Source organism: Mycobacterium sp. NGS54 (assembly GCF_059812465.1).
This window is the reverse complement of the sequence record NZ_JCALCS010000003.1, coordinates 53,612-79,657: the sequence shown is the minus strand read 5'-3', so window position 1 is coordinate 79,657 and position 26,046 is coordinate 53,612. Positions and strand designations below refer to the sequence as shown.

Sequence of the window (26,046 nt, the reverse complement as noted above, 5' to 3'; positions counted from 1 at the left end):
GACCGCCCTACCGCGGCTCCCGCCACATCGCCCACAGCGTCGGGCCGCCATCGGGCAAGTTGATCTCGCGGGTGACGGTGAACCCGAAACGCTCGTAATACGGCACGTTTTCGGGCTTGCTCGACTCGAGATACGCCGGGCAATATTCGGCATCGCAGCGATCCAGCCGCGACCGCATCAGGGCCTGGCCGAAGCCCTGGCCGCGGACCGCCGGGTCGCTCCCGAGCACGGCCAGATACCAGTGCGGTTCTTCGGGGTGTTCGGTCTTCATGAATTCCTGCACCGTGCGCGCCCGCGCCGAATGCAGGCCGAACACCCGGATGAAGTTCGGCATCATCGCCAGCTCTTCCCGGCGTGAATGCCGCCACCGATTCGGCGGATCCCAAAGCGCCGCGGCACCGATGACCGGCCCGTCGCACGCCACCTCGACGCCGCCACCGGCCAGATGGTGGCGGCGTGTCATCGTCGCGAACAGCCGGATCAGCTGCGCCGGCCGCGCGTCGTCGTCGGGCAACATCCAGGTGGTGACCGGATCGTCGTAGAACGCCCGGGCCAGGGTGCGTGATAGCTCGCGGATGTCGGCTTTGCGCGCCGGGCGCGCTTGGGGGACCACCCACGTCACGTTAATGGGTGTGACGTGCCCCGCGAGGGGTATGCCGCTCCGGTGACCGGCATCTCGCGGCGAAAGCTCGGGCGGATGGCCGCCGGCGCGGGCGCGCTCGGCGCTGTCGGACTACCGCAGGGCTGCGAGAAGCCGGGGGCCGACCGCGCCAATCCGGCCGCCCCGCCGCCGGCGGTGGGCAAGGGCGTGGGGGTCGTGCTCTCGCACGAGCAGTTCCGCACCGACCAGCTGGTCGCGCAGGCCCGGGCGGCCGAGCAAGCCGGCTTTCAGTACGTGTGGGCCAGCGATCACATCCAGCCGTGGCAGGACGACGAGGGCCACTCGATGTTTCCCTGGTTGACCCTGGCCCTGGTCGGCAGTGCCACCAGCCGAATCTCGTTCGGCAGCGGGGTGACCTGCCCGACTTATCGCTATCACCCCGCCACCGTGGCCCAGGCGTTCGCCTCGCTGGCGATCCTCAACCCGGGACGGGTGTTTCTGGGATTGGGCACCGGCGAACGGCTCAACGAACAGGCCACCACAAATGCGTTCGGCAATTACGCCGAGCGTCATGACCGACTGGTCGAGGCGATCGGATTGATCCGTCAGCTGTGGAGCGGTTCGCGAATCTCCTTCGCCGGCCGTTACTTTCAGACGAACGCCTTGAGGCTTTACGACACGCCCCCGACGCCGCCACCGATCTTCGTCGCCGCCGGCGGGCCCAAGAGCGCGAAGCTGGCGGGTCAGTACGGCGACGGGTGGATCACGCAGGCCCACGACGTGACGAATGCGACGCTGCTCGCCGCATTCAGCGCGGGGGCGCAGGCCGCCGGGCGGGACGCCGCAGCATTGGGGAAGCGCGCCGAACTTTTCGCGGTCGTCGGCAACAACGACGTGGCCACCCGCGCCGCGACCCTATGGCGCTTCACCGCCGGCGCCGTCGACCAACCGAATCCCGTCGACATCCAACGCGCCGCCGAGGCCAATCCCATCGACAAGGTGCTGGCTAACTGGGCGGTCGGCACCGATCCCTCGGCCCACGTGGGTGCCGTGCAAAGGGTTATCGACGCCGGAGCGATCCCGTTTCTCCACTTCCCCCAGGACGACCCCGTCGCCGCGATCAACTTCTACGGCGCCAACGTCTTGCCCAGACTGCACTGAAGCGGCCCGGGTAGATTCGGGCGACGGCGGGTACCCGGGGGTGGCGGACGAGCCGCAACCGAACTCTATGGACATTTCACACCCAACCTCCAACCACGAGCTAGCCATGCGCATGGCTGCGCTCGCCCGGGAGATCTCCGCGCCCCGGGCGTGCGAGCAGGTGCTCGCCGATGTGACCGGCGCGGCGGTGCAGCTCATACCGGGAGCCGACGTCGCGGGCGTGCTGCTGGTGAAAAAGAGCGGCGACTTCGAGTCGCTGGCGGACACCGATGACGTGGCCGGGCGGCTCGACAAGCTGCAGCACGACTTCGGTGAAGGGCCCTGTGCCGATGCCGCTCTCAAGCAAACGATCGTGCGGAGCGACGACCTGCGCGACGAGCCGCGCTGGACCCGATACGCGCCGGCGGCTGTCCAGCTCGGTGTGCTCAGCAGCCTGTCGTTCAAGCTGTACACCGCCGACCGCACGGCGGGCGCACTGAACTTGTTCAGCTTCAGGGCCGGCGTTTGGGACACCGAAGCCGAGACCATCGGTTCGGTGTTCGCCGCACACGCGGCCGCGGCGATCATGGCCGGGCGCCACGGGGAACACATGGAATCGGCGCTGTCGAGCCGCGATCGCATCGGTCAGGCCAAGGGCATCATCATGGAGCGCTACGGCGTGGACGACGTGCGAGCCTTCGAGATGTTGCGGGCGCTGTCGCAGGAAAGCCAGAACAAGCTTGTCGACATCGCCCGGCGCGTCATCGAGACTCGCGGCGACGCCTGATCGCTTTCCGCCGCGGCCTAGGATGGGGTGGCTTATCAACGAGTCCGGTGCGGCGCTGCGCCGGGGAACGGTTGGCCACGGTGTGGGACTTCGAAACTGACCCGGAATACCAGGCAAAGCTGGACTGGGTCGAAAAGTTCATGGTCGACGAGCTGGAACCGCTCGACCTGGTCGCGCTCGACCCGTACGACAAGAAGAACGCCGAGATGATGGCGATCCTGCGGCCGCTGCAGCAGCAGGTGAAGGACCAGGGACTGTGGGCGGCGCATCTGCGGCCCGAGCTCGGCGGTCAGGGCTTCGGTCAGGTCAAGCTCGCGCTGCTCAACGAGATCCTCGGGCGGTCCCGCTGGGCACCTTCGGTCTTCGGTTGCCAGGCGCCCGATTCGGGCAACGCCGAGATTCTCGCGCTGTTCGGCACCGATGAACAGAAGGCCCGCTACCTGCAGCCGCTGCTGGACGGCGAGATCACCTCGTGCTACTCGATGACCGAACCGCAGGGCGGTTCGGATCCCGGGATGTTCGTGACGGGCGCGACCCGCGACGGTGACGACTGGGTCATCAACGGCGAGAAGTGGTTTTCCAGCAACGCCCGGCACGCGTCGTTCTTCATCGTGATGGCGGTGACCAAGCCCGACGCCCGCACGTACGACAAGATGTCGCTGTTCATCGTTCCGGGCGAGACGCCGGGCATCGAGATCATCCGCAACGTCGGGGTGGGCGGCGAGTCGGGCAAGCATGGCTCGCACGGCTACGTCCGGTACAACGACGTGCGGGTGCCGGCCGATCACGTGCTGGGCGGCGAGGGTCAGGCGTTCATGATCGCGCAGACCCGACTCGGCGGCGGCCGCATCCACCACGCGATGCGCACGATCGCCTTGGCGCGCAAGGCATTCGACATGATGTGCGAGCGGGCGGTGTCACGCAAGACCCGGCACGGTCACCTGTCGGACTTCCAGATGACCCAGGAGAAGATCGCCGACAGCTGGATCCAGATCGAGCAGTTCCGGCTCCTGGTGCTGCGGACGGCGTGGCTGATCGACAAGCACCACGACTATCAGAAGGTGCGCCGCGACATCGCGGCGGTGAAGGTGGCCATGCCGCAGGTGCTGCACGACGTCGCGCAACGGGCCATGCACCTGCACGGCGCGCTCGGCGTGTCCGACGAGATGCCGTTCGTCAAGATGATGGTGGCGGCGGAGTCGCTGGGCATCGCCGACGGCGCCACCGAGCTGCACAAGATGACGGTGGCCCGGCGGACGCTGCGCGAATACCAGCCGGTGACAACGCCTTTCCCGTCCGCGCACATACCGACGCGGCGGGCCGAAGCCGAGGCCAGGCTGGCCGAGCGCCTCGAACATTCGATCGCCGAGTTCTAGCGCCGAGCAGACGCAGAATCGCACTCGCCCGCCGATTCTGATGCGATTCTGCGTCTGCTCGCCAACTTTCAGGAGATGTAGCGAACGATGCTTTCGGCCACGCACGCCGGCTTGGGAGAACCCTCGATCTCGACGGTGGTCGACACGGTCGCCTGCGCGGCGCCGTCGCCGAGGTCGTCGACGCTGACCAACGAGCTCTGGGCGCGAACCCGCGAGCCGACCGGCACCGGGGCGGGAAAGCGAACCTTGTTGAGGCCGTAGTTGATTGCCAGCTTGATGCCGTTGACGGTGTACATCTGGTGCTGCAGGCGCGGCAGCAACGAAAGGGTCATGAAACCGTGGGCGATGGTCGTGCCGAACGGGCCGGCCGCCGCCCGCTCCGGGTCGACGTGGATCCACTGGTGATCGCCGGTCGCGTCGGCGAACATGTTGACGTCTTCCTGGGTGATGGTCACCCAGTCGCTCTGCCCGATGGTCTCGCCCGCCGCGGCAGCGAGGTCGGCCACTGAATCGAAGGTGCGCATTGGTTCTCCTCGGGATGCTGACGATGCCCGCATGCACCCTATCCGAGCCGATCATGGCCGTTTCGCGCGACGCTGCGTGGGAAACCCGGATCCATGCCGGAAAACAAGGGCCACAGGGCCGAGGAAGACGTAGAACCCGAAGTGCACGAGGCTCGATCGCGGGCCGCCGAAGGGGACGACGACGGGTCGTATGTGGGGGCGGCGGGTTCCGACGACACCTTCGACGCGGGCGAGACGGGCGCCGAGGCGCGCAGTCAGGACGGCCGGCGGTAGCGCAAGATGGCGGCGTGAGGCTGCTGCTGATCGCCGACACCCACGTGCCACGGCGCGCCCGCGACCTGCCCGCCCGGGTATGGGACGAGGTCGCGCGGGCCGATGTGGTGGTGCACGCCGGCGACTGGGTATCGACCGACTTGCTGGACGCGCTGCAAACCAGAGCCGCGCGGCTGATCGCGTGCTGGGGAAACAACGACGGGCCGGCGTTGCGGGCGCGGCTGTCCGAACGCGCCGACGCCACGCTGGACGGGCTGCGCCTGACCGTGGTCCACGAGACCGGCGCCACGGCCGGCCGGGACGCGCGCATGTCGCGGCTCTACCCGGACACCGACGTGCTGGTGTTCGGCCACAGCCACATTCCGTGGGACACGACGACAAAGACCGGATTGCGCCTGCTCAACCCGGGATCGCCGACGGATCGTCGCCGGCAACCGTTCTGCAGCTACATGACCGCCGGCATCGACAACGGTGAGTTGACCGACGTGGCCCTGCATCTGCTCGAAAAGTAGCTGGGAGCTAGCCCACACACAGCTCTCACCCACATTTAGCTCGTAAACAGAGGTATATGGCCGCACTGACGTCCAGCACCGATATGGTCGCCGAGCTGTTCGGCGTCGTCGGCAGGTTTCGCCGGCAACTTCGCCGGTCGGCCGGTGGCGGGCTCGATTGCGCGCGGCTGTCCGAGGCCCAGGCGGAGCTGTTGTGGCTGGTCGGACGGCGACCCGGAATCTCGGTCAGCGCCGCCGCCGCGGAGCTCGGACTGGTGCCCAACACCGCATCCACCCTCGTGTCCAAGCTGGCCGGCAAGGGCTTGCTGATCCGGACCGTCGGCGAGTCGGACCGCCGCGTTGGCGAGCTGCGGCTCGCCGAGCCCACCCAGCAGCTCGTCGACGCGTCTCGGGCCGCGCGCCGGGCGCTGGTTTCCGACGTGCTCGGCGAACTCGACGACAACCAAATCGAGTCCCTGACAAAGGGATTGGAGGTACTCGACACGATGACACGACGACTGCAGGAGCGGCGATCATGAGCGAACGACTGCCGATGGCGATCGACTGCCGGAACCTGACCTACCGCTACGGCCAGTTCACCGCGGTCAACGACGTGACGTTGCAGGTGCGGCCGGGCGAGACCATGGGCCTGCTGGGACCCAACGGAGCCGGAAAGACGACGCTGGTCCGCATGCTCACCACGTTGACGCCGGTGCAGCGCGGCGAGTTGCGCATTTTCGGCATGGACGCCCGCAAGCAGACGATCGACATCCGCAGCAACATCGGCTATGTGCCACAACAACTTTCCGTCGAGCCCGCGCTGACCGGACGCCAAAACGTGCAGTGGTTCGCGCGGCTCTACGGGGTGCCCCGCGCCCACCGGGCCGAGCGGGTGGAACAGGCGCTGGGCGCCATGCAGCTGCTCGACGTGGCCGACCGGCGGGCGGGCGCCTACTCCGGCGGCATGGTGCGCCGCCTGGAAGTGGCGCAGGCGCTGGTGAACCGCCCGTCGCTGCTGGTGCTCGACGAGCCGACGGTCGGGCTGGACCCGATCGCCCGAGACGGTGTCTGGCAGCAGGTGCAGAGCATGCAGGCCCAGTTCGGCATGACGGTGCTGCTCACCACCCACTACATGGAAGAGGCCGACGCACTGTGTGATCGGGTCGCGCTCATGAACCGCGGTCAATTGCGGGCCGTAGGAACGCCCACCAAGCTCAAATCGACCGTGTCGCCCGGCGCCACGCTCGAGGACGTGTTCCGCCACTACGCGGCCGAGGACCTGTCCGGCCAGGCGGAATCGCCGGGCTCGTTCCGCGAGATCCGTTCCAGCAGAAAGGTTGCCAGCCGTGCCAGTTGACATCGCCCCCGACTCCCCGGCGGCCACCCTGGTTCGCGCCCCGCGCGGGTGGCAACGGGTCCAGGCAACACTGGCGCGGGTCGGTGCGTTCGCGATCGTCGAACTGCAGAAGCTGCGGCACGACCGGACCGAGCTCGTCACCCGGATGGTGCAGCCCGCGCTGTGGCTGCTGATCTTCGGCACCACGTTTTCCAAGTTGCACGTCATCCACACCGGGTCGGTGTCCTATCTCGCCTTCCTGGCGCCCGGGATCATCGCGCAGTCGGCGCTGTTCATCTCGATCTTCTATGGCATACAGATCATTTGGGACCGGGACGCCGGCCTGCTGGCCAAGCTCATGGTGACGCCGGCGCCCGCGTCGGCACTGATCACCGGCAAGGCGTTCGCGGCCGGTGTGCGGTCGGTCGCCCAGGTCGTCGGCGTGATGGCGTTGGCATACCTGATGAACGTCGGCCTGACGGTCAACCCGCTGCGGATACTGGCGGCGATGGCCGTCGTCATGCTCGGCGCGGCGTTCTTCGCCTGCCTGTCGATGACGCTGGCCGGCCTGGTTCTCAGCCGCGATCGCCTGATGGGGATCGGCCAGGCCATCACGATGCCATTGTTCTTCGCGTCCAACGCGCTCTACCCCGTCGACGTGATGCCCACGTGGCTCCACGTGCTGAGCAAGGTCAACCCGCTCAGTTACGAGGTGGACGCGCTGCGGGCGCTGTTGATAGGCACCCCGTTCAACCCGGCCGACTTTATTGTGCTGGTGGTATCCGCTTTGATCGGAATCGCCGCGGCCTCAACACTTTTGCGCCGACTCGTCGCGTAGGCCGCTGAATCGCAACAGCTGCGTGAGCCATTCGTGACCCGAGTGTGACGATTCCTGGCTGACTCCCAATCGTTAGCCAACCGCGATCTCCCACCTCGGCCGTGACAGCCCAATTACGCCCTCCCCCTGTGTTTCACTGCGCAGGCGAACAGATTCGACCGTAGTCGTGCGGCATCGAACAAGCGATGAAAGTTGGGATGGGTAGGGAGCTATGTCGTTCTTCGAAGAGGTGCGGAAGGTGAGTGGCGTTGCGGCGAGGATGCCGCGCCGGCTGGCCATCGCGGCTGTGGGCGCTGCCCTGTTATCCGGTCTGGTCGGCGCCGTCGGCGGTGCGGCTACCGCGGGCGCGTTCTCGAAGCCAGGACTCCCGGTGGAATACCTGGAGGTGCCATCGCCGTCGATGGGTCGCAACATCAAGGTGCAGTTCCAGCCCGGCGGACAGCACGCGGTCTACTTGCTCGACGGCCTGCGGGCACAGGACGATTACAACGGCTGGGACATCAACACCCCGGCCTTCGAGGAGTTCTACCAGTCCGGCCTGTCGGTGATCATGCCGGTCGGCGGCCAATCCAGCTTCTACAGCAACTGGTACCAGCCGTCGTCCGGCAACGGACAGAACTACACCTACAAGTGGGAGACGTTCCTGACCCAGGAAATGCCCGGCTGGCTGCAGGCCAACAAGCAGGTGTCGCCGTTCGGCAACGCCGCCGTGGGCCTGTCGATGTCTGGCGGTTCGGCAATGATCATGGCCGCCTACTACCCGCAGCAATTCCCCTATGCCGCTTCACTATCCGGCTTCCTCAACCCGTCCGAGGGCTGGTGGCCGACCCTGATCGGTTTGGCGATGAACGACTCCGGTGGCTACAACGCCAACAGCATGTGGGGCCCGTCCAGCGACCCGGCGTGGAAGCGAAACGACCCGATGGTCCAGATTCCGCGGCTGGTCGCCAACAACACGCGAATCTGGGTCTACTGCGGTAACGGCACCCCCAGCGACCTCGGCGGCGACAACATGCCGGCGAAGTTCCTGGAAGGCCTCACGCTGCGCACCAACGAAACCTTCCAGAACAACTACGTGGCCGCGGGCGGACGCAACGGGGTGTTCAACTTCCCGACCAATGGCACGCACTCGTGGCCCTACTGGAACCAGCAGCTGGTCGCCATGAAGCCCGACATCATCCAGGTGCTCAACAGCATCAACACCACTGCTCAGCCGGCACAACCAGCACCACCAGCCGCCTGAGCCCCTCCCAAGACGGCATGGGCAGCAGCGCACCGGTCAGCGCTGCTGCCCATGCTTTTTGTCCGACCTGTCCTCCAGCAGCGCGCGCCGGTCGGAGTGGAAGTACGTGTACCCGGTCGTCAACGCACACACGGACGTGGCGACCACCAGCATCCAGGTGCCGTTGACGACCAGGCTGATGCAGCCGCCCACCACGGCACCCAAGACGAAACTGCTGAACAGCAGGAAGTAGCCAAGCCAGTCCGCCGCGGTGCCGCCGGCGATGTGGCGCTCGATGCCCTGGCCCATCTTGACCAGCGTGCCGGTCACGTAGCTCAGCGGCACGGACACCTCGCCGTCCTTGACGAACGACGTGTTCAACGCGCCAATGGCGAAGGCGACCAACATGATTGGCGCGAAATCCAGGAGGTTCTCTTCCCATCCCTCGTCGAGCACGTCCACCACGGTGGCGGCCAGCAGACTGAAGGTGGTGAGCACGGTGGGGCCGTGCGGATGCGCGACCCAGAAATGCCTGCGGCACACCGATGCGATCACCACGCCGGCGACGAAGCACACGATCAGCAGCGCCGCCGACACCGACAGCACGATGTCGCCGCGGAAAAAACCCAGCGCGCCGCGCTGGGCATTCCCCGTCATGAATGTGACGAAGTAGCCGGCCGAGTGGGTGAATGCCGTCGCTCCCAGCACGCCGGCCAGCCCGGCCAGCACCCACGACAACCTCGCCTCGCTGTTGAAGGTCTCTCTCCCCACGCGGGACATGCTTGCAGACACGGCCCGTCGGCGCAGCCGCACCTAGGCGGCCGTCAGCCGGGCGATGGATCGCAGCGGGATCGGCAGCCAGCCCGGCCGGTGTCGCGCCTCGTAGCCGGCCTCGTAGACCGCCTTGTCCAGCTCGTAGGCGGCCAGCAGCTCCGCCGAAAGCCGTGGGTCGGCGCCGGACACCGCGGCGTAGCCGTCGCAGAACGCGGCGCAGTTGCGCTCCACCCATTCCCGGGCGCGGGCGGCCAGCTGCTTGTCGGCGCCCTGGTCGATCAGCGGCCCGTAGGCGGCGTACTCGAACGAGCGCAGCACGCCGGCCACGTCGCGCAACGGCGAATCCGGCGCGCGCCGCTCGTCGAGCGGCTGTCCCGGTTCGCCTTCGAAGTCGATCAGCAGCCAGCTCTCCGGCGTCCGCAGCACCTGGCCCAGGTGCAGGTCGCCGTGCACCCGCTGCATGGTGATCGTCTCGCCCGAGAGCTTTTGGAAGCGCTCCTCGATGGTCGCCGCGTACTCCTCGAGCTCCGGAACCTTGGCGACGGTCGACGCCAGCCGGGCCAGCACAGTGTCCACCGGGAACGTGGCCTCCGCCGTGCCGAGGCACTCCGCCAGGGTGGCGTGCACGGATGCCACGGCCTCGCCGAGCCGGCCGGATTCTGCGGCGAAGTCGCCGCCGACCTCGTACGCGTACAGGTCGCCCTCCGCGAACAGGTCGCGCACGCTGGCGGTGGCCATGGCCCAGCCCTCGGCGGCGTTGGACGCGAATTCGGTCACCATGCCCAGGGGCCACGGGTCACCGCCCGGCGGGAGCATCTCGTAGGTGCCGAGCAACCGCGCCACGTGCGGGTTGCCGGCGCGGGCGAGCGCCCGGTTCAGTTCGATGTCTGGGTTGATCCCGCTGCTGACCCGCCGAAAGACCTTGAACATGGCGTCTCGATCGAAGATCACACTGGTGTTGCTCTGCTCGGCGTCGGAGACGTGCGGCAACGCGTCCAACGGCAACTCGACGTCCGGCTCCTTGGTAAACGTCACTTCGTCGCCGGACGAGCCGCGCACGGCGCCCGCGTCGATGAGCGAGAGCAGAAACCGCGGCGCGTCGGTGTCATACAGGGCGTCGAACCCGGTGCGGTCGTCGGCCGCCCCGATGGTCGCTACGGTGCTGTACTCGGACACGGGCGCCGAGTCCCACCTGATGATCACCTGGTAGCGCTCCGACGAGCCGTCGGTGTAGCGGGCATCGACGAGGACCAGGTCAAGGTCCTCGCGCAGCGGCACGACGACGCCGGGCTCGGCGCCTGACAGCTCGCGGTTGCGTCCCGCGTACCACCGTTGCTGGGGGAGCCACTCAGACCACGGCAGCTTGCCTGGGTGGGTCATGAATTCTCCTCACATCCGGTCAACTGGAACCAGTAGAACCCGTGTCCCGGCAGTGTCAGCAGGTAGGGCAGGTGACCGATGCGCGGAAACTCCACGTGACCGGTCAGCTCCACCGGCGTGCAACCACTCCATTGCTGGAGGTTCAGTTCGATGGGCTGGGGGAACCGCGACAGGTTGTTGACGCACAGCACGGTGTCCCCGTCGTCCGCCGAGTGCCGCACGAACGCCAGGACCGACGGGTTAGACCCGCCCAGTTCCTCGAATCTTCCGATCGCGAAAGCCTTGTGTCGGCCTCGCACCGCCAGCATCACCCGGGTGAAGTTGAGCAGGGACGTCGAGGTGTCGCGTTGCGCCTCCACGTTGACGGCCTGGTACCCGTACACCGAGTCCTGGCTGGGCGGCAGGTACAGCCGGCCCGGGTTGGCCTTGGAGAAGCCGGCGTTGCGGTCCGGCGTCCACTGCATCGGGGTGCGCACCCCGTCGCGGTCCCCCAACCAGATCACGTCACCCATGCCGATCTCGTCACCGTAGTAGAGGACCGGCGAGCCGGGCAGCGACATCAGCAGCGCGGTGAACAACTCGATCTGATTGCGGTCGTTGTCCAGCAGCGGCGCCAGGCGGCGGCGGATCCCGACGTTCGCCTTCATCCGCGGATCCTTGGCGTACTCCGCGTACATGTAGTCGCGCTCTTCGTCGCTGACCATCTCCAGCGTCAGCTCGTCGTGGTTGCGCAGAAAGATGCCCCACTGCGCCATGTCCGGGATCGCCGGCGTCTGCGCGAGGATCTCGGAGATCGGGAACCGCGATTCCCGGCGGACCGCCATGAAGATGCGCGGCATCAGCGGGAAATGGAAGGCCATGTGGCACTCGTCGCCGCCGGTGCTGGGATCCCCGAAGTACTCCACGACGTCGCCCGGCCACTGGTTGGCCTCGGCCAGCAGCACCCGGCCGGGGAACTCGTCGTCGACGACCTTGCGGACCCGCCTGAGGAACGCGTGCGTCTCGGGCAGGTTCTCGCAGTTGGTGCCCTCGCGTTCGAACAGGTAGGGCACCGCGTCAAGGCGAAACCCGTCGATCCCCAATCCCAGCCAGAAGCGGATGACGTCGATCATCGCCTCCTGAACGGCCGGGTTCTCGTAGTTCAGGTCGGGCTGGTGGGAGAAGAACCGGTGCCAGTAGAACTGGCGGCGGACCGGGTCGAAGGTCCAGTTCGATTCCTCGGTGTCGACGAAGATGATGCGGGCGTCGGTGTACTTCTCGCTGGTGTCGCTCCACACGTAGTAGTCGCCGTATGGCCCGTCGGGATCGTGCCGAGACTCCTGAAACCACGGGTGTGACTCGGAGGTGTGGTTCATAACCAGGTCGGTGATCACCCGGATTCCCCGCTCGTGGGCGGCGTCCAGCAACGCGACGAAGTCGTCGACCGTCCCGAACTCGGGCAGCACCTTGTAGAAGTCCCGGATGTCATAGCCGCCGTCCCGCAGCGGCGAGTCGTAGAAAGGGGGCAGCCAGATGCAGTCGATGCCGAGCCACTGCAGGTAGTCCAGGCGTTCCATCAGCCCGCGCAGGTCACCGGACCCGTCGGCGTTGGCGTCGAAGAACGCCCGGACCAGCACCTCGTAGAAGACCGCGTGTTTGAACCAGGTCGGGTCGGCTGGCAGCGCGGCGGCATTGTCGAAATCCTCGGCGTTTGGATGCTCGACCACGCCACCCTCGACGTGGCTGCCCCCCGCGGGATCGTGTTCGACTGCGTCTCTTGCGTCGTTCATCAATTCCACGATGCCACGGGTACCCGACCGGGCGCATCCGGAATCACGGCCGCGATCGGACGGCCAATCGCGATGTGCCGCAAGCGGATCCGACCGGAGGCGGGCATTATCCGCGCGGCATCAGGCCGGCGGCCCGTCCGCCAGCGTCACCGGTCCGCTGCGATCTCCGTCACCTTTGGCGCGCCAGTGCAGGGTGATGGTGTCGCCGGGGTGATGCGGGACGAGCACATCCGTCATCGACGTGGCTCCGGTGATCGGGACGTTGTCGACCCCGGTGATCACGTCGCCGGCCGAGATTCCCGCCGACGCCGCGGGACCGCTGCCGACGACGCGTTCGACGCGGGCGCCGTTGCCGCCGTTGTCCGTCACTCCCAGGCCCAGGAAGGCCGTCGGGCCGATGTGCACCGTGTTCGACGCGGCGCCGGAGCGGATCTGTCCGGCGACCCCCATCGCCGTGCCGATCGGAATGGCGAAACCCTGCCCGCCGGACATCTTGTAGCTGTCGGTGGCGGCGGTGTTCATTCCGATCACCTGGCCGGCCTGGTTCACCATGGGCCCGCCCGAGTCACCGGGCCGGATCGCGGCGTCGGCCTGGATCAGCCCGCCGAGGTTCTCCTCCGCGCCGGTCAGGGTGTCGGTCGCCGAGACGCTCTGGTTGAGGCCGACGACCTTGCCGGCGACCGCGCTGGGCGTCCCGCCCTGACCACCGGCGTTGCCCAGCGCCACGATCGGCTCGCCGATCGAGACCCCGCCCCCGATGTTGGCGGCCGGCAGGCCGCCCCCTCCGCGAAGCTGCAGGACCGCCACGTCCGCCGTCCGGTCGTAGCCGATGACGTCGACGGCGTAGGTCTGGCCGTTGCCGACGGCGAACGCGCTGATGTCGGTGGCCCCCGAGATCACGTGGTTGTTGGTCAGGATGACACCGCCCGGATCGATGACGATGCCGGTTCCCGCCCCCACCGCGTTGTTGTAACCGAACTTGGTGCTGATGTCGACGACCTGCGGCCCGACCTTTCCGACGATGCCCGACGGGTCCAGCGGTGCCAGGGGCCGGTCGTATGCCGGCGACGCGGATGCCGGCGCCGCGGCCATGCCGAGGCCCAGCCCCACCGCGGCCAGCACGCTGACCACCCCTGACCACCGGACGGAGCGGTGGTGCGATTTGCTCATCCCGTCACCTCCTGCGACGCAGTAAGAACCAGAATTCGGCCCAGCCTCCCGGTCTGGGTAACACGACTCGATGGGTATAACCGTAATGCAGATAGCTATTCACAACAGTGGTCAGGCCCCTTGGGCCGGCGCGACGGGATGGGCCAGGTGCTGGCTGACGTCGCCGACCATGTCGATGAGCGTGAGATCGCGGTAGCAAAACCGCCACCGACCGTCGACGCATTCGAATCGGTCGTGATAGCGACCCGTGACGATGGTCTGCAGTGGCAGCTCGTCGGTCTGCTGCAGCACCGTGTAGTAACTGCGGCAGGACGCGGTGCCGGCCTGCTCATCGACCTCGATGATCGGATTGGTCGTCACGTGCTTGGTTCGCGGCGTCCCGTCCGCGTGGAGCACGATCAGCGATTTCCAGATCCCCAGCAGCCGGGCCGAGTCGACGGTGTCCGGGTCGGCCGCCGAGCCGCCGATGCGGATGCGAGCGTGTTGGAAGAGCTCCGCAGCACCCGCCAGGTCGCCAGCGTCGATGCATTCGGCGTAGCGATACAGGAGGTTCGCGATCTGGGTCTCGGCCGGCATGCGGTTAACGTAGCGCGGCGCCGGCCCTAGTCTGAGGCAGTGGGCGAATTCGACCCGAAGGCCAGATTCTCACAGTCCCCGATAGCCCGCCTGGCCACCGCCACGCCCGACGGCGCGCCGCACCTGGTGCCGGTGGTCTTCGCCGTCGGCGCAAATGACGTCGTGTACACGGCCGTCGACGCGAAACCCAAGACGACGCGACGGCTGCGGCGCCTGGCCAACATCGAACGCAACCCACAGGTCAGTCTGCTCGTCGACCACTACGACGACGACTGGGCGCGGTTGTGGTGGGTCCGCGCCGATGGTCTCGCCTCCATTCACACCGACGGCGAGGCGCTGGAGAGCGGCTCGCGGCTGCTGCGCGCCAAATACCGCCAGTATCAATCGGTTTCGCTGGATGGCCCGGTCATCGCGGTTGCCGTGCGGCGCTGGTCGAGCTGGCACGCCTGACCGGGCGGGCGACGGCATCGATCCGGCGGGGACAACCCGCCCGCAATTGTGGCCGGCCGGTGGCCTTGTGTTGGGCGGCAGTTGGGGGAAAAGTTGCCTACAGGCGTCCTGTGGTCTGCAACACACCGCGCTACAGCACGCCGCGGCGCTGCGGAACTGGAGGAAAGTCATGGCGGACAAGGCGAACGCTTCCCTGGGCGCGGCGGCCGCTCCCACCGCAAACGGTCCCGGCGATGTTCGCAACGTGGTCCTGGTCGGCCCCTCCGGTGGCGGCAAGACCACCCTGGTCGAGGCGCTGCTGGTCGCCGCGGGCGTGCTGAGCCGGCCCGGCTCGGTCACCGACGGCAGCACCATCTGCGACTACGACGAGGCGGAGATCCGCCAACAACGCTCCGTCGGGGTCGCGGTGGCATCCCTGTCGCACGACGGCGTCAAGATCAACCTGGTCGACACGCCCGGGTACGCCGACTTCGTCGGCGAGCTGCGCGCCGGGTTGCGCGCCGCGGACTGCGCGCTGTTCGTGATCGCCGCGAACGAGGGCGTCGACGAACCGACCAAGTCGCTCTGGCAGGAGTGCAGCCAGGTCGGCATGCCCCGTGCCGTGGTGATCACCAAGCTCGACCATGCGCGGGCGAACTATCAGGAGGCGCTGGCCGCCGCGCAGAACGCGTTCGGCGACAAGGTGTTACCGCTTTACCTGCCGCTCGACGGCGGCCTGATCGGCTTGCTGTCACAGAAGCGCTACCAGTATTCCGGCGGCAAGCGGACCATCGATCCGCCCGACCCGGCGGACGCCGACCGGATCGAGGAGGCCCGCGGCAGCCTGATCGAGGGCATCATCGAGGAATCCGAGGACGAGTCCCTGATGGAGCGCTACCTGGGCGGCGAATCGATCGACGAGTCGGTACTCATCGAGGACCTGGAGAAGGCCGTCGCCCGGGGCTCGTTCTTCCCCGTGATCCCGGTCTGCAGCGGCACCGGCGTCGGCACCCTGGAATTGCTGGAGGTCGCCACCCGCGGCTTCCCTTCCCCGATGGAACACCCGCTGCCGGAGGTCTTCACGCCGAACGGTGCGACGCACGCGACGCTGGCGTGTGACGCCGATGCGCCGCTGCTCGCGGAGGTGGTGAAGACGACGTCGGACCCCTACGTCGGCCGGGTGAGCCTGGTCCGGGTGTTCTCCGGCACCATCAGGCCCGACACGACGGTTCATGTGTCGGGCCATTTTGCGTCGTTCTTCGGCGAGGGCTCGAATGGGAGCGGGCATTCGCACCCCGATCACGACGAGGACGAACGCATCGGCGTCCTGTCCTTCCCGCTCGGCAAGCAGCAGCGCCCGGCGGCCGCCGCGGTGGCGGGCGACATCTGCGCCATCGGCAAGCTGAGCCGCGCCGAAACCGGCGACACCCTCTCGGACAAGTCCGAACCGCTGGTCCTGCGGCCGTGGACGATGCCCGAACCGCTGCTGCCGGTGGCCATTCAGGCGCACGCCAAGACCGACGAAGACAAACTGTCGGTCGGCTTGGGCCGGCTGGCGGCCGAAGACCCGACGCTGCGGATCGAGCAGAACCAGGAAACGCACCAGATCGTGCTGTGGTGCATGGGCGAGGCCCATGCCGGCGTGGTCCTCGACGCCCTGGCCAACCGGTACGGCGTCACCGTGGACACGATCGAGCTGCGCGTCCCGCTGCGAGAAACGTTCGGCGGCAAGGCCAAAGGACACGGCCGCCACATCAAGCAGTCCGGCGGGCACGGCCAGTACGCGGTGTGCGACATCGAGGTGGAGCCGCTGCCGGAGGGCTCCGGGTTCGAATTCGTCGACAAGGTGGTCGGCGGGGCGGTGCCACGGAACTTCATCCCGAGTGTGGAGAAGGGTGTCCGCGCGCAGATGGAGAAGGGTGTGCACGCGGGTTACCCGGTGGTCGACATCCGCGTCACGTTGTTCGACGGCAAGGCCCACAGCGTCGACTCATCGGACTTCGCGTTCCAGGCCGCCGGTGCGTTGGCGCTGCGGGAGGCGGCTGCGGCGACGAAGGTCACCCTGCTCGAGCCGATCGACGAGATCTCGGTGCTGGTGCCCGACGATTTCGTCGGCGCGGTGATGGGCGACCTGTCGGGGCGGCGCGGACGCGTGCTCGGCACCGAGGCCGCGGGGAACGAACGCACGCTGGTCAGAGCCGAGGTGCCCCAGGTCGAGCTGACGCGCTATGCGATCGACCTGCGTTCGCTGGCGCATGGCGCCGCGTCGTTCACCCGCTCTTTCGCCCGCTACGAACCCATGCCCGAGTCGGCGGCGGCCCGGATGAAGACCACGGCGTGACGCTTCGTCGGCGCGCGCCTCAGGATTGATCCGCGCGACCGAATTTCTCGGCGACGGCGCGGCGGTCCAGCGAGCCCTTCGCGGTGTGCGGCAGGGCGCCGGCTTCGGTGAAGGCGGCCGGCACCTCGAAGGGCGCCAGCCGCTCGCGGCAGAACACCGCCAGCTCGGCGGCTGTCGGCGCGGGCGATTCGCGGGGCACGATCACCGCGGCCACCGTCTCCCCGTACATCTTGTCCGGCAGGCCGAACACGGCCACCTCGAGCACGTCGGGATGGGTGGCCAGGACGCCCTCGACTCGCTCAGGCGAAATCTTCTCGCCGCCCCGGTTGATGAGCTCCTTGATCCGGCCCCGGATCGTCAAATCGCCGGCGGCCGAGAGCGATCCCAGGTCGCCGGTGCGCAGCCATCCGTCGGTGAAGTTCGCGGCGGTTATCGCCGGGTCGCCGAGGTAGCCGCGCACCACGGTGGTGCCGTGCAGCCAGACCTCCCCGACGGCCCCCGCGGGCACGGGCTGGCCGTCGGGGCCCGCGATCCGGATTTCGGGCCCCGTGGACCGGCCGACGAGACCCGGTGTGGCGGCCGGGTTTTCGCTCTGACCGGCTCCGGTGGTGGCCACCTGGTGAGTGGCCTCGGTCATGCCGAAGGCGCACACCACCGGCGCCGAAAACGTCTCCTGCAGCGCCCGGGCGGTCTCCGCGGTGAGCGGGGCGCTGCAACTGCGGATGAAGCGCAACGCGGCCCGCTTGTCGCCCGCCTGCTCGGTCTTGTTGCGCTCCAACAGGATCTGATGAATCGTCGGGACGGCGGTGTACCAGGTGGCCCGCACGGCGTCGATGTCGTCCCAGAACGTGTGCGCGGAGAACCGCCCCCGCGCCGGCAGCAGCGCCGTGCCCCCGGAGGCCAGCGTCGAGAGCAACGCGGCGATCAGCCCGTGACCGTGGTAGAGCGGCATCACCGCGACCGTCGCATCCTGTGGGCCCAGCCCGTAACCGGCGACGACCGCGCGCACCGAGTCGGCGATGTTCTGGTTGGTCCAGGGCACCATCTTCGGCACGCCCGTGGTTCCGCCGGTGAACATGATCATCGCGTCGTCGTCGGAAAGCCCCTGCGGCGTCGAAACGTCCTGCCCCGGCGGCGTCGCGGCGTCCAGGTGTACCGCCGGCGTGCCCTGCCCGGGGCCGACGGTCACGGCGATCGGCCACCGGCGCAAGTCCGGCTCCCGGTCGTCGCCGGGAGCCACGCCGTCGACCAGCACGGCCCGCGCCCCCACCGCCTCGCTTCGGGTGCGCTGCTCGCCGGCGGGCAAGGCCGGGTCCAACGGAACCGCGATCAGGCCGGCCCGCAGCACCGCCAACAACACGACGACGAACTCCGCGTTGCTGCCCGCGCGGAGCGCCACGCGATCACCGGCCCCCAGCCCGTTCCGCCTCAGTTGTCCCGCCAGGTCGTCGACCAGGCGCACCAGGTCGCGGTAGCTGACCGGGGTGCGATCGGAGCCGACGACGAGCGCCGGCGCGTCCGGCCGCCGGCTCGCCGCCACCTCGACCAGATCGGCGACCGTGTGATTGCCTGTCTTCATCGCCAAACGCCTTTCGTTGAATGTGCGAGCTCCTGCTCGAACCATGCCGCGAGACCTCGGTGTACGTCCAATACCGATCCGCTCACTATCGATAACCGCGCGCTATCGATAGACGGCGTGAATCGGTGCATAGCGGCCTAGTCTTGGACACCTGCGCGCACCGAGACGACAGTGATGACTGACCTTAGGTAGCTCACGAGGAGGCCGCCACCATGCCAGGTTTGACCGACGGCTTTCACCTCGTCGTCGATGCCCTGAAGGCGAACGACGTCGACACCATCTACGGGATCGTCGGCATCCCGATCACCGACCTCGCCCGCACCGCGCAGGCAGCGGGCATCCGCTACATCGGCTTTCGGCAGGAGGCCTCGGCCGGCAATGCCGCCGCCGCGGCCGGGTTCCTCACCCGCCGCCCGGGCGTGTGCCTGACCACGTCCGGTCCCGGGTTCCTCAACGCCTTGCCGGCGCTGGCCAACGCCACCACGAACTGTTTCCCGATGATCCAGATCTCGGGTTCCAGCAATCGCGCGATGGTCGACCTGCAGCGCGGTGACTACCAGGATCTCGACCAGCTCGACGCCGCAAGGCCTTTCGCGAAGGCCGCATACCGGATCGGCCGCATCGAGGACATCGGGCGCGGCGTGGCGCGCGCGATTCGCACCGCCGTCTCCGGGCGCCCCGGCGGCGTCTATCTCGACATCCCCGCCGATGTTCTGGGTCAGGCCATGGAGGCGTCCGCCGCGTCCGCCACCGTTTGGCGGGTCGTCGACGCGGCTCCGCGGCAGCTGCCGGCGCCGGAGTCGGTCGATCGCGCGCTGCAGGTGCTCAGGCAGGCGCGCCGGCCGCTGATCGTGCTCGGCAAGGGCGCCGCGTACGCCCAGGCCGACGGCACGATCCGGAAATTCGTGGAGGACACCGGAATTCCGTTCCTGCCGATGTCGATGGCCAAAGGGCTGCTGCCCGACTCGCACCCCCAGTCGGCGGCGGCCGCGCGTTCGCTGGCGATCGCCCGCGCCGACGCCGTCTTGCTGGTCGGCGCCCGGCTGAACTGGCTGCTCGGCCACGGGGCGGCGCCGCAATGGTCCCGCGACGCCAAGTTCGTCCAGATCGACATCGCGGCGTCCGAATTCGACAGCAACCGGCCGATCGAGGCACCGCTGGCCGGCGACATCGGCTCGGTGATGTCAGCGCTATGTGACGCGGTGGCCGCGGATCCCGTCGCCGCGCCCACCGAATGGGTCGACGAGCTGGCCGAGCGCAGGGCCCGTAACGAGGCCAAGATGCTCGAGCGGCTCGCCGACGACCCGCACCCCATGCGGTTTTACAACGCGCTGGGCGCCATTCGCTCTGTGCTGCAAGAAAACCCGGGAGTATACGTGGTCAACGAGGGCGCCAACGCACTCGATCTGGCCCGCAACGTCATCGACATGGAGTCGCCGCGGCACCGGCTGGACACCGGCACGTGGGGCGTGATGGGCATCGGCATGGGATACGCCATCGCCGCGGCGGTGGAGACCGGCGACCCCGTCGTCGCGATCGAGGGCGACAGCGCGTTCGGCTTTTCCGGCATGGAAGTCGAGACGATCTGCCGCTACCGGCTGCCGGTGACCGTCGTCATCCTCAACAACGGCGGCGTTTACCGCGGCGACGAAGCTCCGGCCGGCTCGGCCCCTCAGAGGGAGGACCCCGCGCCGACCGTGCTGAACGCGCGGGCGCGTCACGAGCTGATCGCAGAGGCGTTCGGGGGCAAGGGATATCACGTCACCACGCCCTCCGCGCTGCGCTCGGCGCTGGCCGAGGCGATCGCCGGCAAGGGGCCGTCGGTCATCGACTGCGAACTCGACCCGGCCGCCGGTGTGGAAAGCGGACATCTGGCGGGGCTCAACCCGAGCAGCGCGGCGACAGCACCGCCGGTGGTCAGCGCCGGCGCGTGATGCCCAGCAGTTGCGCGTCGAAGAACTCGTTGAGCTGCAACTTTTGCGCGGACGCGGTCAGCGCACGGGCGACCGGCGAGCCCGGCCCGGAGGAGTTTGTCACCAGCGCGATCTCGGCCTTCAGCGCCGGGTCGACCATCTCGACCGCGCGGACATCCGTTCCGAGCGGCGACGTCCACAGCCAGGTGTGCGGGACGATGCAGGCCCAGTTGCCCGTGGCCACCTGCGCCAATAGCGAAGCGACGGAGTCCGTTTCGACCTGCGGGGTGGCGGTGATGCCGTGACCGGCGAAGGCCCCGTCGATGATCTGACGATCCCGCATGTCGGCGGTGAGCAGCGCCAGCGGCAGCTGCGCCGCCTCGGGCCACGTCAGCGTCGACGTGCCGGCGGGCAACATGCTGGCCGTCGACAGCAGCACGTAGTGCTCCTCGTAGAGCGACACCAGGTTTACGTCGTGGGCGTCGTCGGTGGCGGTGTGCACGATGGCGGCATCCAGCTCGAACTCGCGTACCCGCCGGTACAGCTCGGTGGCCGCCAGCCGGGAGAGGATCTGCACCTTCACCAGCGGATGCTCCGAACAGAACGCCGAGAGCACCAGCGACGCCGTCGTGGAGGCGGTGGGCACCGTGCCCAGCCGAAGCGTTCCCGCGATGCCGGATCGCACGGCGTGCACCTCGGCCTTGAACGCGTCATGTTCGGCGAGAATCCGTTTGGCCCACACGACCAGTCGCTCGCCCTCGGGCGTGAGCCCCTCGAAGCTGTGTCCACGGTTGATCAGCGTGACGTTGAGCTCGCGTTCGAGCTTGCCGATCGCCGCGGACAGCGCGGGTTGCGAGACGTAGCACTTCTCGGCCGCCCTGGCGAAGTGGCGCTCCTGGGCGACCGCAACGAAGTACTCCAGTTGACGGAAAAGCACCCGCGCCCTCCTTGGTGTTCGGGCTAGGCCTTCGGGCACCGGCCTGGCTGAGGCTAACACGGCTTTGCTGCCGCGAAAGCCGTTGTGCCGCCACCGGTTTTGCGCGGCCGCCGACGGTTCAACGCTTTTCGGGCGTGGGCGGCGCCGCCACCCCCGCCACGGGCCGGTCCGAGCGGCGGTGGGCACGGGATCCAGCGAACACGTCAATGTTTGCTGAAAACCGGAATGCGCCGACAACCAGTAGAATATCGTTGTGTCCGTCCAACCATCGCAAAGGGTAAGCGCAATGCGTAGAGCGGTTCGTTATCTGTTCGTTATGGTAGCGATCGTCGGCATGGGCGCGTTGGGCAGCGGCGCCCGCACCGTGGCCGCCGTCCCGCTGCCCGAGCCGGTCCCCGGAGTTGCCGCCGTTCTGCCCGCTAACGGAGCCCTGGTGGGGGTGGCGCACCCCGTCGTGGTCACGTTCACCGCGCCGGTCACCGACCGCCCCGCCGCCGAACGGACCATCCACGTCACGTCGCCGAGCGACATGCCCGGCCATTTCGAGTGGGTCGAGAACAACGTCGTTCAGTGGGTTCCGAACCACTATTGGCCCACCCACACAAATGTCTCGGTGGGGGTGCAGGCCCTGACGACGGGTTTCGACACGGGTGACGAGTTGCTCGGGGTTGCCAGCCTGTCCGGGCACACCTTTACCGTCAGCCGCAACGGCGAAGTGCTGCGCACGATGCCGGCATCGATGGGCAAGCCCAGCCGCCCGACCCCGATCGGCAACTTCACCGCCCTGGAAAAGGAGCGCAGTGTCGTGATGGACTCGCGGACCATCGGCATCCCGCTGAGTTCGCCCGAGGGCTACAAGATCACCGCGCAGTACGCGGTGCGGGTCACGTGGAGCGGCGTGTACGTGCACTCGGCCCCGTGGTCGGTCGACTCGCAGGGCCACGCCAACGTCAGTCACGGATGCATCAACCTGAGCCCGGATAACGCGGCCTGGTACTTCAACCAGGTCAACGTCGGCGATCCCATCCAGGTCGTGTCCTGACCGACCGGCCGAAACCGGTGCGCACCAAGGACATTCCGCGCACCTGTGACTGCGGCCCGATTGGGGCTAGGCGGGCAAGGTGCCCTTGATGGCCGCGTCCTGCTTGCGGCCGATGTCGATCGCCACGCCCGGATCGATGGGATCGTTGGGCGCGCTGTCGAATTCCAGGTTGACGAGCGCCTTGCCCTCGTTGAAGAGCAGCACGGTGATCGCCTGCGTGTTGCCGGGGGCGCTACCGGAAATAATCGCCCCGTTGGTTCCGATGTCGACGGGCTGCCAGGTTCCGCTGACCTTGCCCGCGTAATTGGCCTTGGTGTTCTCGATTCCCGCCGCCGCCACCTTCGCGTCGGCGACGATCAGGATCGTGTCCCCGATTCGGCGGCTGTTGTCGGCATTGGCGAAAAGCTGCGCGACGCCCGCGGCGTTGTTCGGGTTCAGCACGGGTGGCTGGGGCGTGGTGAAGTCGCCGCCGATGTCGCCGGCCTTGATGAGCAGATTGCTGTAATCGGTCTGCTGCCCCGGGGAAGGGCTCGTCACCGCGCTCGAACCGGTCGACGACGCGGCCCCGGTCGGCAGCGACGCGGAGGGGGACGAATGGTGGTAGTCGCCGCAGCCGGTGGTCGCGGCGCCGACTGCCCCGGCGACCGCCCAGCCGGCGACAGTGATCCGAGCGCGCTTCATGGGGTTCCCTCCGTGTCCATCCCTGTCCCGTCCGCGGCGCCTGACGCTACTGCGAAATGTGGACGGTAACAAGGGGACGGCACACGCCTATGCTGGCCCGAGGCGGAGCCTATTCGTGGGGCAAGGGGGACAGATGGCGGCTGGGGTGGCGCGAGCGGTTCGATTCGACCGCTATGGGGGTCGCGACGTGTTGTACCTGGCGGATGTGGACATGCCGTCGCCCGGCCCGGACGAGGTGGTGGTCGAGGTTCGCGCCGCCGGGATCAACCCCGGCGAGGCGGCCATCCGAAGCGGGGCGCTGCACGACATGTTCCCCGCCACCTTTCCGTCGGGTGAGGGCAGCGACCTCGCCGGCGTGGTGACCGCCGTGGGATCGGGGGTCACCGGGTTTGCCGTCGGCGACGAGGTCCTCGGCTTCAGCTTCCGGCGGTCCAGCCACGCCACGCACACCGCCGTCCCGGAAAACCAACTCATCCGCAAGCCGCCCGAATTGAGTTGGGAGGTCGCGGGTTCGCTGTACGTGGTCGGTGTGACGGCCTATGCCGCGGTTCGCGCCGTCGACCCCCAACCGGGCGAAACGATCGCCGTTTCGGCGGCCGCCGGCGGAGTCGGCGGCCTCGTCGTGCAGCTGTTGGCCCTGCGCAAGGCGGTGGTGCTCGGCATCGCCGGCCCCGGCAACGCCGACTGGCTGCGCGCACACGGCGTCACCCCCGTCGAATACGGGGAGGGCCTGGCCGACCGGCTGCGAGAGGCCGCGCCCGACGGGATCGACGCGTTCATCGACCTGTTCGGCCCCGACTACATCCAGCTCGCATTGGACCTCGGCGTCGCGCCCGAGCGGATCGAGACCATCATCTCGTTCGAGAAGGCCGGCGAGGTCGGCGCCAAAGCAGAGGGCAGTGTGGACGCGTCGACGCCGGAAGTGCTCGCCGAGATGGCCGACCTGATCGCCACGGGCGCCATCGATTTCGAGGTCGCCGGAACCTACTCGCTGGACCGCGTCGCCGATGCCTTCGAGGAACTGGAAAAGCGGCACACCCGCGGCAAAATCGTTCTGCTGCCGAACGGTTCACAATGACGTGGCCGGACCGATTATTCCGGCCTGCACGACCTTGATGATCACGAACACGACGGCCACCACCAGATAGCCGCGCAGGGTAAGCAACCCGGCCCGCCGGATCGGTGACATGGTCGGCCGGTCGAGCATGGCGAGATTGGGGGTCTGCCAGTGTGCCCGGTCCTGTCGGCGCACGGCCCGCCGTTCGGCGCGCGTGAGGAGCGGTGCGTCGTCGAGCTCGTCGACCTCATTGGGGTCCAGGCCGCCGCCGAGCGCCCCCGCGATCGCTTCCGCGTCCCGCAGGTCGCGGTGGCGCCGGCCGGCGATGATCGCGACGGCTCCGCCCACGATGCCGATCGCGGCGCCGGCCGCGAGTCCGGCCTCGATGGTGGCCGTGGATAGGCCAGGGAAGAACGTCGTCGCCGTCAGGGCCAGCGACAAGACCACCAGGCACCACACGACGGTCCACGCGATGATGTTCTGCCGCACCGTGTTTACCCAGGGCCCGAGCACCGCGCGGTCGTTGCACAGCAAGACCAGGAACACCGTCGCCGACGGCAGCAGGACACCCGCGAGGGCCTGCACGCCCTGGGTCACCAGGCCGAGGATGTGGTCCGGGCTGAACGCGACCCCGGCGGACACCGCGAGCAGCACGGCGTACCCCCCGTAGAACAGTGGCGCCTCGCTGATCTTCCAATGCAGCGAGTGCCGCTTGCCCAAGGCGTCACCGACGGCATACGTGGTGGCCAGCCCGATCGCATTGGCGCCGATCAAAGACGCGTCCAGCAGGATGATCGCGAACAGCGCGCCCACCGTGCCGCTGAGGTGCCTGGACAAGCCCGAGGCGACCGCACCCGCGTCGGTGAAGCCACCGACGTCGGCGGTGCCGGCCAACCCGAATGCGGTCACCGCCATCAAGGCCGTCGCGCCGGCCATGACGACGACGATCCCGATGACCAAATCGGCTCGGGCGTAGGCGATCCAGCGGGTCGTGATGCGCTTGTCCACCACGTTGGACTGCTGGAAGAACAGCTGCCACGGCGCGACGGTGGTGCCCACTATCGCGACGACGAGCAGCAGCACGGTGGAGTTGAGCCCGCCCGGGAATTGCGGCACCAGTCCGCCCGCCGTTGCTTTCAGCGTGGGGTGCGCCATCAACACCATGGGAATGATCAGCACGTTCACCGCGATCAGCAGGAACATCAGGCCCTCCCAGCGGCGGAACGAACCGCCGGCCACCACGGCGAACAACAACACCGCGGCGGCCGGGATCGCGATCGCCCTGGGGCAGCCCAAGAACCCGAGCGCCAGTGATACGCCGATGAATTCGGTGACGATCGTCAGCGCGTTGAGGATCAGCAGATCACCGACGCTGAAGGCGCCCCAGAACTTCCCGAAGCGCTCGAAGATCAGCCGCGCGTGGCCGACCCGGGTGACCGCGCCCAGCCGCAGCACCATCTCCTGATTCACATACAGCACCGGGATCAGCAGTGCCAGCGTCCACAGCAGGCCCATGCCGTAGTTCTGCCCCGCCTGCGCGTACGTCGCCACGCCGCCGGCATCGTTGTCGCCGACCATCACGATGAGCCCGGGGCCGGTGATGACCATCAGTGTCCGCAGCCGCCGCCAGCGGCCACCGGTGCCCGCGCCGTCGCGGCGGATGCGGCCGAACGCGCCGACGATGTCGCCGGCGTGCGCCGAATCCAGCACTGCCTGGGCCGGCCCCTCGGAGGCACGCAGGCCCTCGACCTCCGCGGAAATCGACGTCATCGAATTCTCGCTATCTCAAACAAGTTCGGGCTCGGATCGG

25 protein-coding genes are annotated in these 26,046 nt (G+C 68.2%); 14 read left to right on the top strand and 11 right to left on the bottom strand.

All coding sequences use genetic code 11. The features are described 5' to 3' along the window. Window positions 1-7: 7 nt before the first annotated feature. Window positions 8-613: a GNAT family N-acetyltransferase gene (locus AC5Y5E_RS09295; RefSeq protein WP_499902710.1), complete on the bottom strand. Its 606-nt coding sequence runs from the start codon at window positions 611-613 to the stop codon at window positions 8-10. 51 nt (window positions 614-664) lie between these two features. Between AC5Y5E_RS09295 and AC5Y5E_RS09290 the strand changes: the two genes are divergently transcribed. The 3 genes from AC5Y5E_RS09290 to AC5Y5E_RS09280 all read left to right on the top strand — a co-directional run bounded on the left by AC5Y5E_RS09290 (window position 665) and on the right by AC5Y5E_RS09280 (window position 3,904). After that, window positions 665-1,762, top strand: a complete 1,098-nt coding sequence (locus tag AC5Y5E_RS09290) for a F420-dependent hydroxymycolic acid dehydrogenase (RefSeq protein WP_499902709.1) — start codon at window positions 665-667, stop codon at window positions 1,760-1,762. A gap of 67 nt (window positions 1,763-1,829) precedes the next feature. Beyond that, window positions 1,830-2,528 carry a GAF and ANTAR domain-containing protein gene (locus AC5Y5E_RS09285; RefSeq protein WP_499902708.1) on the top strand — a complete coding sequence of 233 codons (699 nt, stop codon included), beginning with the start codon at window positions 1,830-1,832 and terminating at the stop codon, window positions 2,526-2,528. 80 nt (window positions 2,529-2,608) lie between these two features. Next, entirely contained in the window at window positions 2,609-3,904 is a 1,296-nt protein-coding gene (locus tag AC5Y5E_RS09280; protein ID WP_499903262.1) for an acyl-CoA dehydrogenase family protein, read from the top strand. A gap of 68 nt (window positions 3,905-3,972) precedes the next feature. Here the strand turns inward: AC5Y5E_RS09280 and AC5Y5E_RS09275 are convergent, their stop codons facing one another. Continuing rightward, on the bottom strand, window positions 3,973-4,428 hold the full coding sequence (locus AC5Y5E_RS09275) for a MaoC family dehydratase (RefSeq protein ID WP_499902707.1): 456 nt from the start codon (window positions 4,426-4,428) through the stop codon (window positions 3,973-3,975). 93 nt (window positions 4,429-4,521) lie between these two features. Here AC5Y5E_RS09275 and AC5Y5E_RS09270 point away from each other — a divergent pair, with 93 nt between their 5' ends. The 6 genes from AC5Y5E_RS09270 to ag85C all read left to right on the top strand — a co-directional run bounded on the left by AC5Y5E_RS09270 (window position 4,522) and on the right by ag85C (window position 8,609). Beyond that, window positions 4,522-4,701, top strand: a complete 180-nt coding sequence (locus AC5Y5E_RS09270) for a hypothetical protein (protein WP_499878464.1) — start codon at window positions 4,522-4,524, stop codon at window positions 4,699-4,701. A 14-nt stretch (window positions 4,702-4,715) separates the two neighbouring features. Next, entirely contained in the window at window positions 4,716-5,213 is a 498-nt protein-coding gene (locus AC5Y5E_RS09265) for a metallophosphoesterase family protein (protein WP_499902706.1), read from the top strand. A gap of 56 nt (window positions 5,214-5,269) precedes the next feature. Further along, window positions 5,270-5,731: a MarR family winged helix-turn-helix transcriptional regulator gene (locus tag AC5Y5E_RS09260; RefSeq protein ID WP_499902705.1), complete on the top strand. Its 462-nt coding sequence runs from the start codon at window positions 5,270-5,272 to the stop codon at window positions 5,729-5,731. Then, the gene (locus AC5Y5E_RS09255; RefSeq protein ID WP_499902704.1) at window positions 5,728-6,549 is read left to right on the top strand and encodes an ATP-binding cassette domain-containing protein; all 822 of its coding nucleotides are present in this window, start codon (window positions 5,728-5,730) and stop codon (window positions 6,547-6,549) included. Before AC5Y5E_RS09260 ends, AC5Y5E_RS09255 begins: the two co-directional genes overlap by 4 nt. Further along, complete coding sequence (locus AC5Y5E_RS09250; RefSeq protein WP_499902703.1) at window positions 6,539-7,366, top strand: ABC transporter permease; 828 nt, start codon at window positions 6,539-6,541, stop codon at window positions 7,364-7,366. Before AC5Y5E_RS09255 ends, AC5Y5E_RS09250 begins: the two co-directional genes overlap by 11 nt. Window positions 7,367-7,577: 211 nt before the next feature. Beyond that, the gene (ag85C, locus tag AC5Y5E_RS09245) at window positions 7,578-8,609 is read left to right on the top strand and encodes a diacylglycerol acyltransferase/mycolyltransferase Ag85C (RefSeq protein ID WP_499902702.1); all 1,032 of its coding nucleotides are present in this window, start codon (window positions 7,578-7,580) and stop codon (window positions 8,607-8,609) included. Window positions 8,610-8,645: 36 nt separating this feature from the next. Here ag85C and AC5Y5E_RS09240 read toward each other — a convergent pair whose 3' ends face one another. The 5 genes from AC5Y5E_RS09240 to AC5Y5E_RS09220 all read right to left on the bottom strand — a co-directional run bounded on the left by AC5Y5E_RS09240 (window position 8,646) and on the right by AC5Y5E_RS09220 (window position 14,257). Further along, entirely contained in the window at window positions 8,646-9,368 is a 723-nt protein-coding gene (locus tag AC5Y5E_RS09240; RefSeq protein WP_499902701.1) for a YoaK family protein, read from the bottom strand. 33 nt (window positions 9,369-9,401) lie between these two features. Further along, the gene (locus tag AC5Y5E_RS09235) at window positions 9,402-10,742 is read right to left on the bottom strand and encodes a maltokinase N-terminal cap-like domain-containing protein (RefSeq protein ID WP_499902700.1); all 1,341 of its coding nucleotides are present in this window, start codon (window positions 10,740-10,742) and stop codon (window positions 9,402-9,404) included. Further along, window positions 10,739-12,511: a maltose alpha-D-glucosyltransferase gene (treS, locus tag AC5Y5E_RS09230; RefSeq protein WP_499902699.1), complete on the bottom strand. Its 1,773-nt coding sequence runs from the start codon at window positions 12,509-12,511 to the stop codon at window positions 10,739-10,741. Before treS ends, AC5Y5E_RS09235 begins: the two co-directional genes overlap by 4 nt. 120 nt (window positions 12,512-12,631) lie before the next feature. Further along, a complete protein-coding gene (locus AC5Y5E_RS09225) occupies window positions 12,632-13,681 on the bottom strand; it encodes a S1C family serine protease (RefSeq protein WP_499902698.1) in 1,050 nt (349 codons plus the stop codon). A gap of 111 nt (window positions 13,682-13,792) precedes the next feature. Continuing rightward, window positions 13,793-14,257: a nuclear transport factor 2 family protein gene (locus tag AC5Y5E_RS09220; protein ID WP_499902697.1), complete on the bottom strand. Its 465-nt coding sequence runs from the start codon at window positions 14,255-14,257 to the stop codon at window positions 13,793-13,795. A gap of 39 nt (window positions 14,258-14,296) precedes the next feature. Between AC5Y5E_RS09220 and AC5Y5E_RS09215 the strand changes: the two genes are divergently transcribed. Together AC5Y5E_RS09215 and AC5Y5E_RS09210 are read left to right on the top strand one after the other, a co-directional pair. Further along, complete coding sequence (locus AC5Y5E_RS09215; protein WP_499902696.1) at window positions 14,297-14,707, top strand: TIGR03668 family PPOX class F420-dependent oxidoreductase; 411 nt, start codon at window positions 14,297-14,299, stop codon at window positions 14,705-14,707. A 169-nt stretch (window positions 14,708-14,876) separates the two neighbouring features. Continuing rightward, window positions 14,877-17,027, top strand: a complete 2,151-nt coding sequence (locus AC5Y5E_RS09210) for an elongation factor G-like protein EF-G2 (RefSeq protein ID WP_499902695.1) — start codon at window positions 14,877-14,879, stop codon at window positions 17,025-17,027. A gap of 19 nt (window positions 17,028-17,046) precedes the next feature. Here AC5Y5E_RS09210 and AC5Y5E_RS09205 read toward each other — a convergent pair whose 3' ends face one another. After that, window positions 17,047-18,606 carry a FadD7 family fatty acid--CoA ligase gene (locus AC5Y5E_RS09205; RefSeq protein WP_499902694.1) on the bottom strand — a complete coding sequence of 520 codons (1,560 nt, stop codon included), beginning with the start codon at window positions 18,604-18,606 and terminating at the stop codon, window positions 17,047-17,049. Window positions 18,607-18,818: 212 nt separating this feature from the next. Here AC5Y5E_RS09205 and oxc point away from each other — a divergent pair, with 212 nt between their 5' ends. Continuing rightward, the gene (oxc, locus tag AC5Y5E_RS09200; protein ID WP_499902693.1) at window positions 18,819-20,540 is read left to right on the top strand and encodes an oxalyl-CoA decarboxylase; all 1,722 of its coding nucleotides are present in this window, start codon (window positions 18,819-18,821) and stop codon (window positions 20,538-20,540) included. Here the strand turns inward: oxc and AC5Y5E_RS09195 are convergent. Beyond that, a complete protein-coding gene (locus tag AC5Y5E_RS09195) occupies window positions 20,524-21,456 on the bottom strand; it encodes a LysR family transcriptional regulator (RefSeq protein ID WP_499902692.1) in 933 nt (310 codons plus the stop codon). The two genes, oxc and AC5Y5E_RS09195, sit on opposite strands and share 17 nt — an antisense overlap. Before the next feature lie 286 nt (window positions 21,457-21,742). On the opposite strand from AC5Y5E_RS09195, the gene AC5Y5E_RS09190 reads away from it, so the two are divergent. Next, on the top strand, window positions 21,743-22,498 hold the full coding sequence (locus AC5Y5E_RS09190; RefSeq protein ID WP_499902691.1) for a L,D-transpeptidase: 756 nt from the start codon (window positions 21,743-21,745) through the stop codon (window positions 22,496-22,498). A 66-nt stretch (window positions 22,499-22,564) separates the two neighbouring features. Here the strand turns inward: AC5Y5E_RS09190 and AC5Y5E_RS09185 are convergent, their stop codons facing one another. Further along, the gene (locus AC5Y5E_RS09185) at window positions 22,565-23,179 is read right to left on the bottom strand and encodes a hypothetical protein (protein ID WP_499902690.1); all 615 of its coding nucleotides are present in this window, start codon (window positions 23,177-23,179) and stop codon (window positions 22,565-22,567) included. Window positions 23,180-23,312: 133 nt separating this feature from the next. Between AC5Y5E_RS09185 and AC5Y5E_RS09180 the strand changes: the two genes are divergently transcribed. Then, window positions 23,313-24,257 carry an NADP-dependent oxidoreductase gene (locus AC5Y5E_RS09180; protein ID WP_499902689.1) on the top strand — a complete coding sequence of 315 codons (945 nt, stop codon included), beginning with the start codon at window positions 23,313-23,315 and terminating at the stop codon, window positions 24,255-24,257. Here AC5Y5E_RS09180 and AC5Y5E_RS09175 read toward each other — a convergent pair. Then, the gene (locus AC5Y5E_RS09175; protein ID WP_499902688.1) at window positions 24,249-26,006 is read right to left on the bottom strand and encodes an NRAMP family divalent metal transporter; all 1,758 of its coding nucleotides are present in this window, start codon (window positions 26,004-26,006) and stop codon (window positions 24,249-24,251) included. The genes AC5Y5E_RS09180 and AC5Y5E_RS09175 overlap by 9 nt on opposite strands. Window positions 26,007-26,046 lie beyond the last annotated feature (40 nt).

What these genes read in the sequence shown, in the direction of transcription:
- treS (WP_499902699.1), bottom strand. Translation starts at nt 12,511, where the DNA reads ATGAACGACGCAAGAGACGCAGTCGAACACGATCCCGCGGGGGGCAGC.
- ag85C (WP_499902702.1), top strand. Translation starts at nt 7,578, where the DNA reads ATGTCGTTCTTCGAAGAGGTGCGGAAGGTGAGTGGCGTTGCGGCGAGG.
- AC5Y5E_RS09180 (WP_499902689.1), top strand. Translation starts at nt 23,313, where the DNA reads ATGGCGGCTGGGGTGGCGCGAGCGGTTCGATTCGACCGCTATGGGGGT.
- AC5Y5E_RS09275 (WP_499902707.1), bottom strand. Translation starts at nt 4,428, where the DNA reads ATGCGCACCTTCGATTCAGTGGCCGACCTCGCTGCCGCGGCGGGCGAG.
- AC5Y5E_RS09235 (WP_499902700.1), bottom strand. Translation starts at nt 10,742, where the DNA reads ATGACCCACCCAGGCAAGCTGCCGTGGTCTGAGTGGCTCCCCCAGCAA.
- AC5Y5E_RS09240 (WP_499902701.1), bottom strand. Translation starts at nt 9,368, where the DNA reads ATGTCCCGCGTGGGGAGAGAGACCTTCAACAGCGAGGCGAGGTTGTCG.
- AC5Y5E_RS09210 (WP_499902695.1), top strand. Translation starts at nt 14,877, where the DNA reads ATGGCGGACAAGGCGAACGCTTCCCTGGGCGCGGCGGCCGCTCCCACC.
- AC5Y5E_RS09260 (WP_499902705.1), top strand. Translation starts at nt 5,270, where the DNA reads ATGGCCGCACTGACGTCCAGCACCGATATGGTCGCCGAGCTGTTCGGC.
- AC5Y5E_RS09225 (WP_499902698.1), bottom strand. Translation starts at nt 13,681, where the DNA reads ATGAGCAAATCGCACCACCGCTCCGTCCGGTGGTCAGGGGTGGTCAGC.
- AC5Y5E_RS09205 (WP_499902694.1), bottom strand. Translation starts at nt 18,606, where the DNA reads ATGAAGACAGGCAATCACACGGTCGCCGATCTGGTCGAGGTGGCGGCG.
- AC5Y5E_RS09185 (WP_499902690.1), bottom strand. Translation starts at nt 23,179, where the DNA reads ATGAAGCGCGCTCGGATCACTGTCGCCGGCTGGGCGGTCGCCGGGGCA.
- oxc (WP_499902693.1), top strand. Translation starts at nt 18,819, where the DNA reads ATGCCAGGTTTGACCGACGGCTTTCACCTCGTCGTCGATGCCCTGAAG.
- AC5Y5E_RS09255 (WP_499902704.1), top strand. Translation starts at nt 5,728, where the DNA reads ATGAGCGAACGACTGCCGATGGCGATCGACTGCCGGAACCTGACCTAC.
- AC5Y5E_RS09175 (WP_499902688.1), bottom strand. Translation starts at nt 26,006, where the DNA reads ATGACGTCGATTTCCGCGGAGGTCGAGGGCCTGCGTGCCTCCGAGGGG.
- AC5Y5E_RS09285 (WP_499902708.1), top strand. Translation starts at nt 1,830, where the DNA reads ATGGACATTTCACACCCAACCTCCAACCACGAGCTAGCCATGCGCATG.
- AC5Y5E_RS09270 (WP_499878464.1), top strand. Translation starts at nt 4,522, where the DNA reads ATGCCGGAAAACAAGGGCCACAGGGCCGAGGAAGACGTAGAACCCGAA.
- AC5Y5E_RS09220 (WP_499902697.1), bottom strand. Translation starts at nt 14,257, where the DNA reads ATGCCGGCCGAGACCCAGATCGCGAACCTCCTGTATCGCTACGCCGAA.
- AC5Y5E_RS09190 (WP_499902691.1), top strand. Translation starts at nt 21,743, where the DNA reads ATGCGTAGAGCGGTTCGTTATCTGTTCGTTATGGTAGCGATCGTCGGC.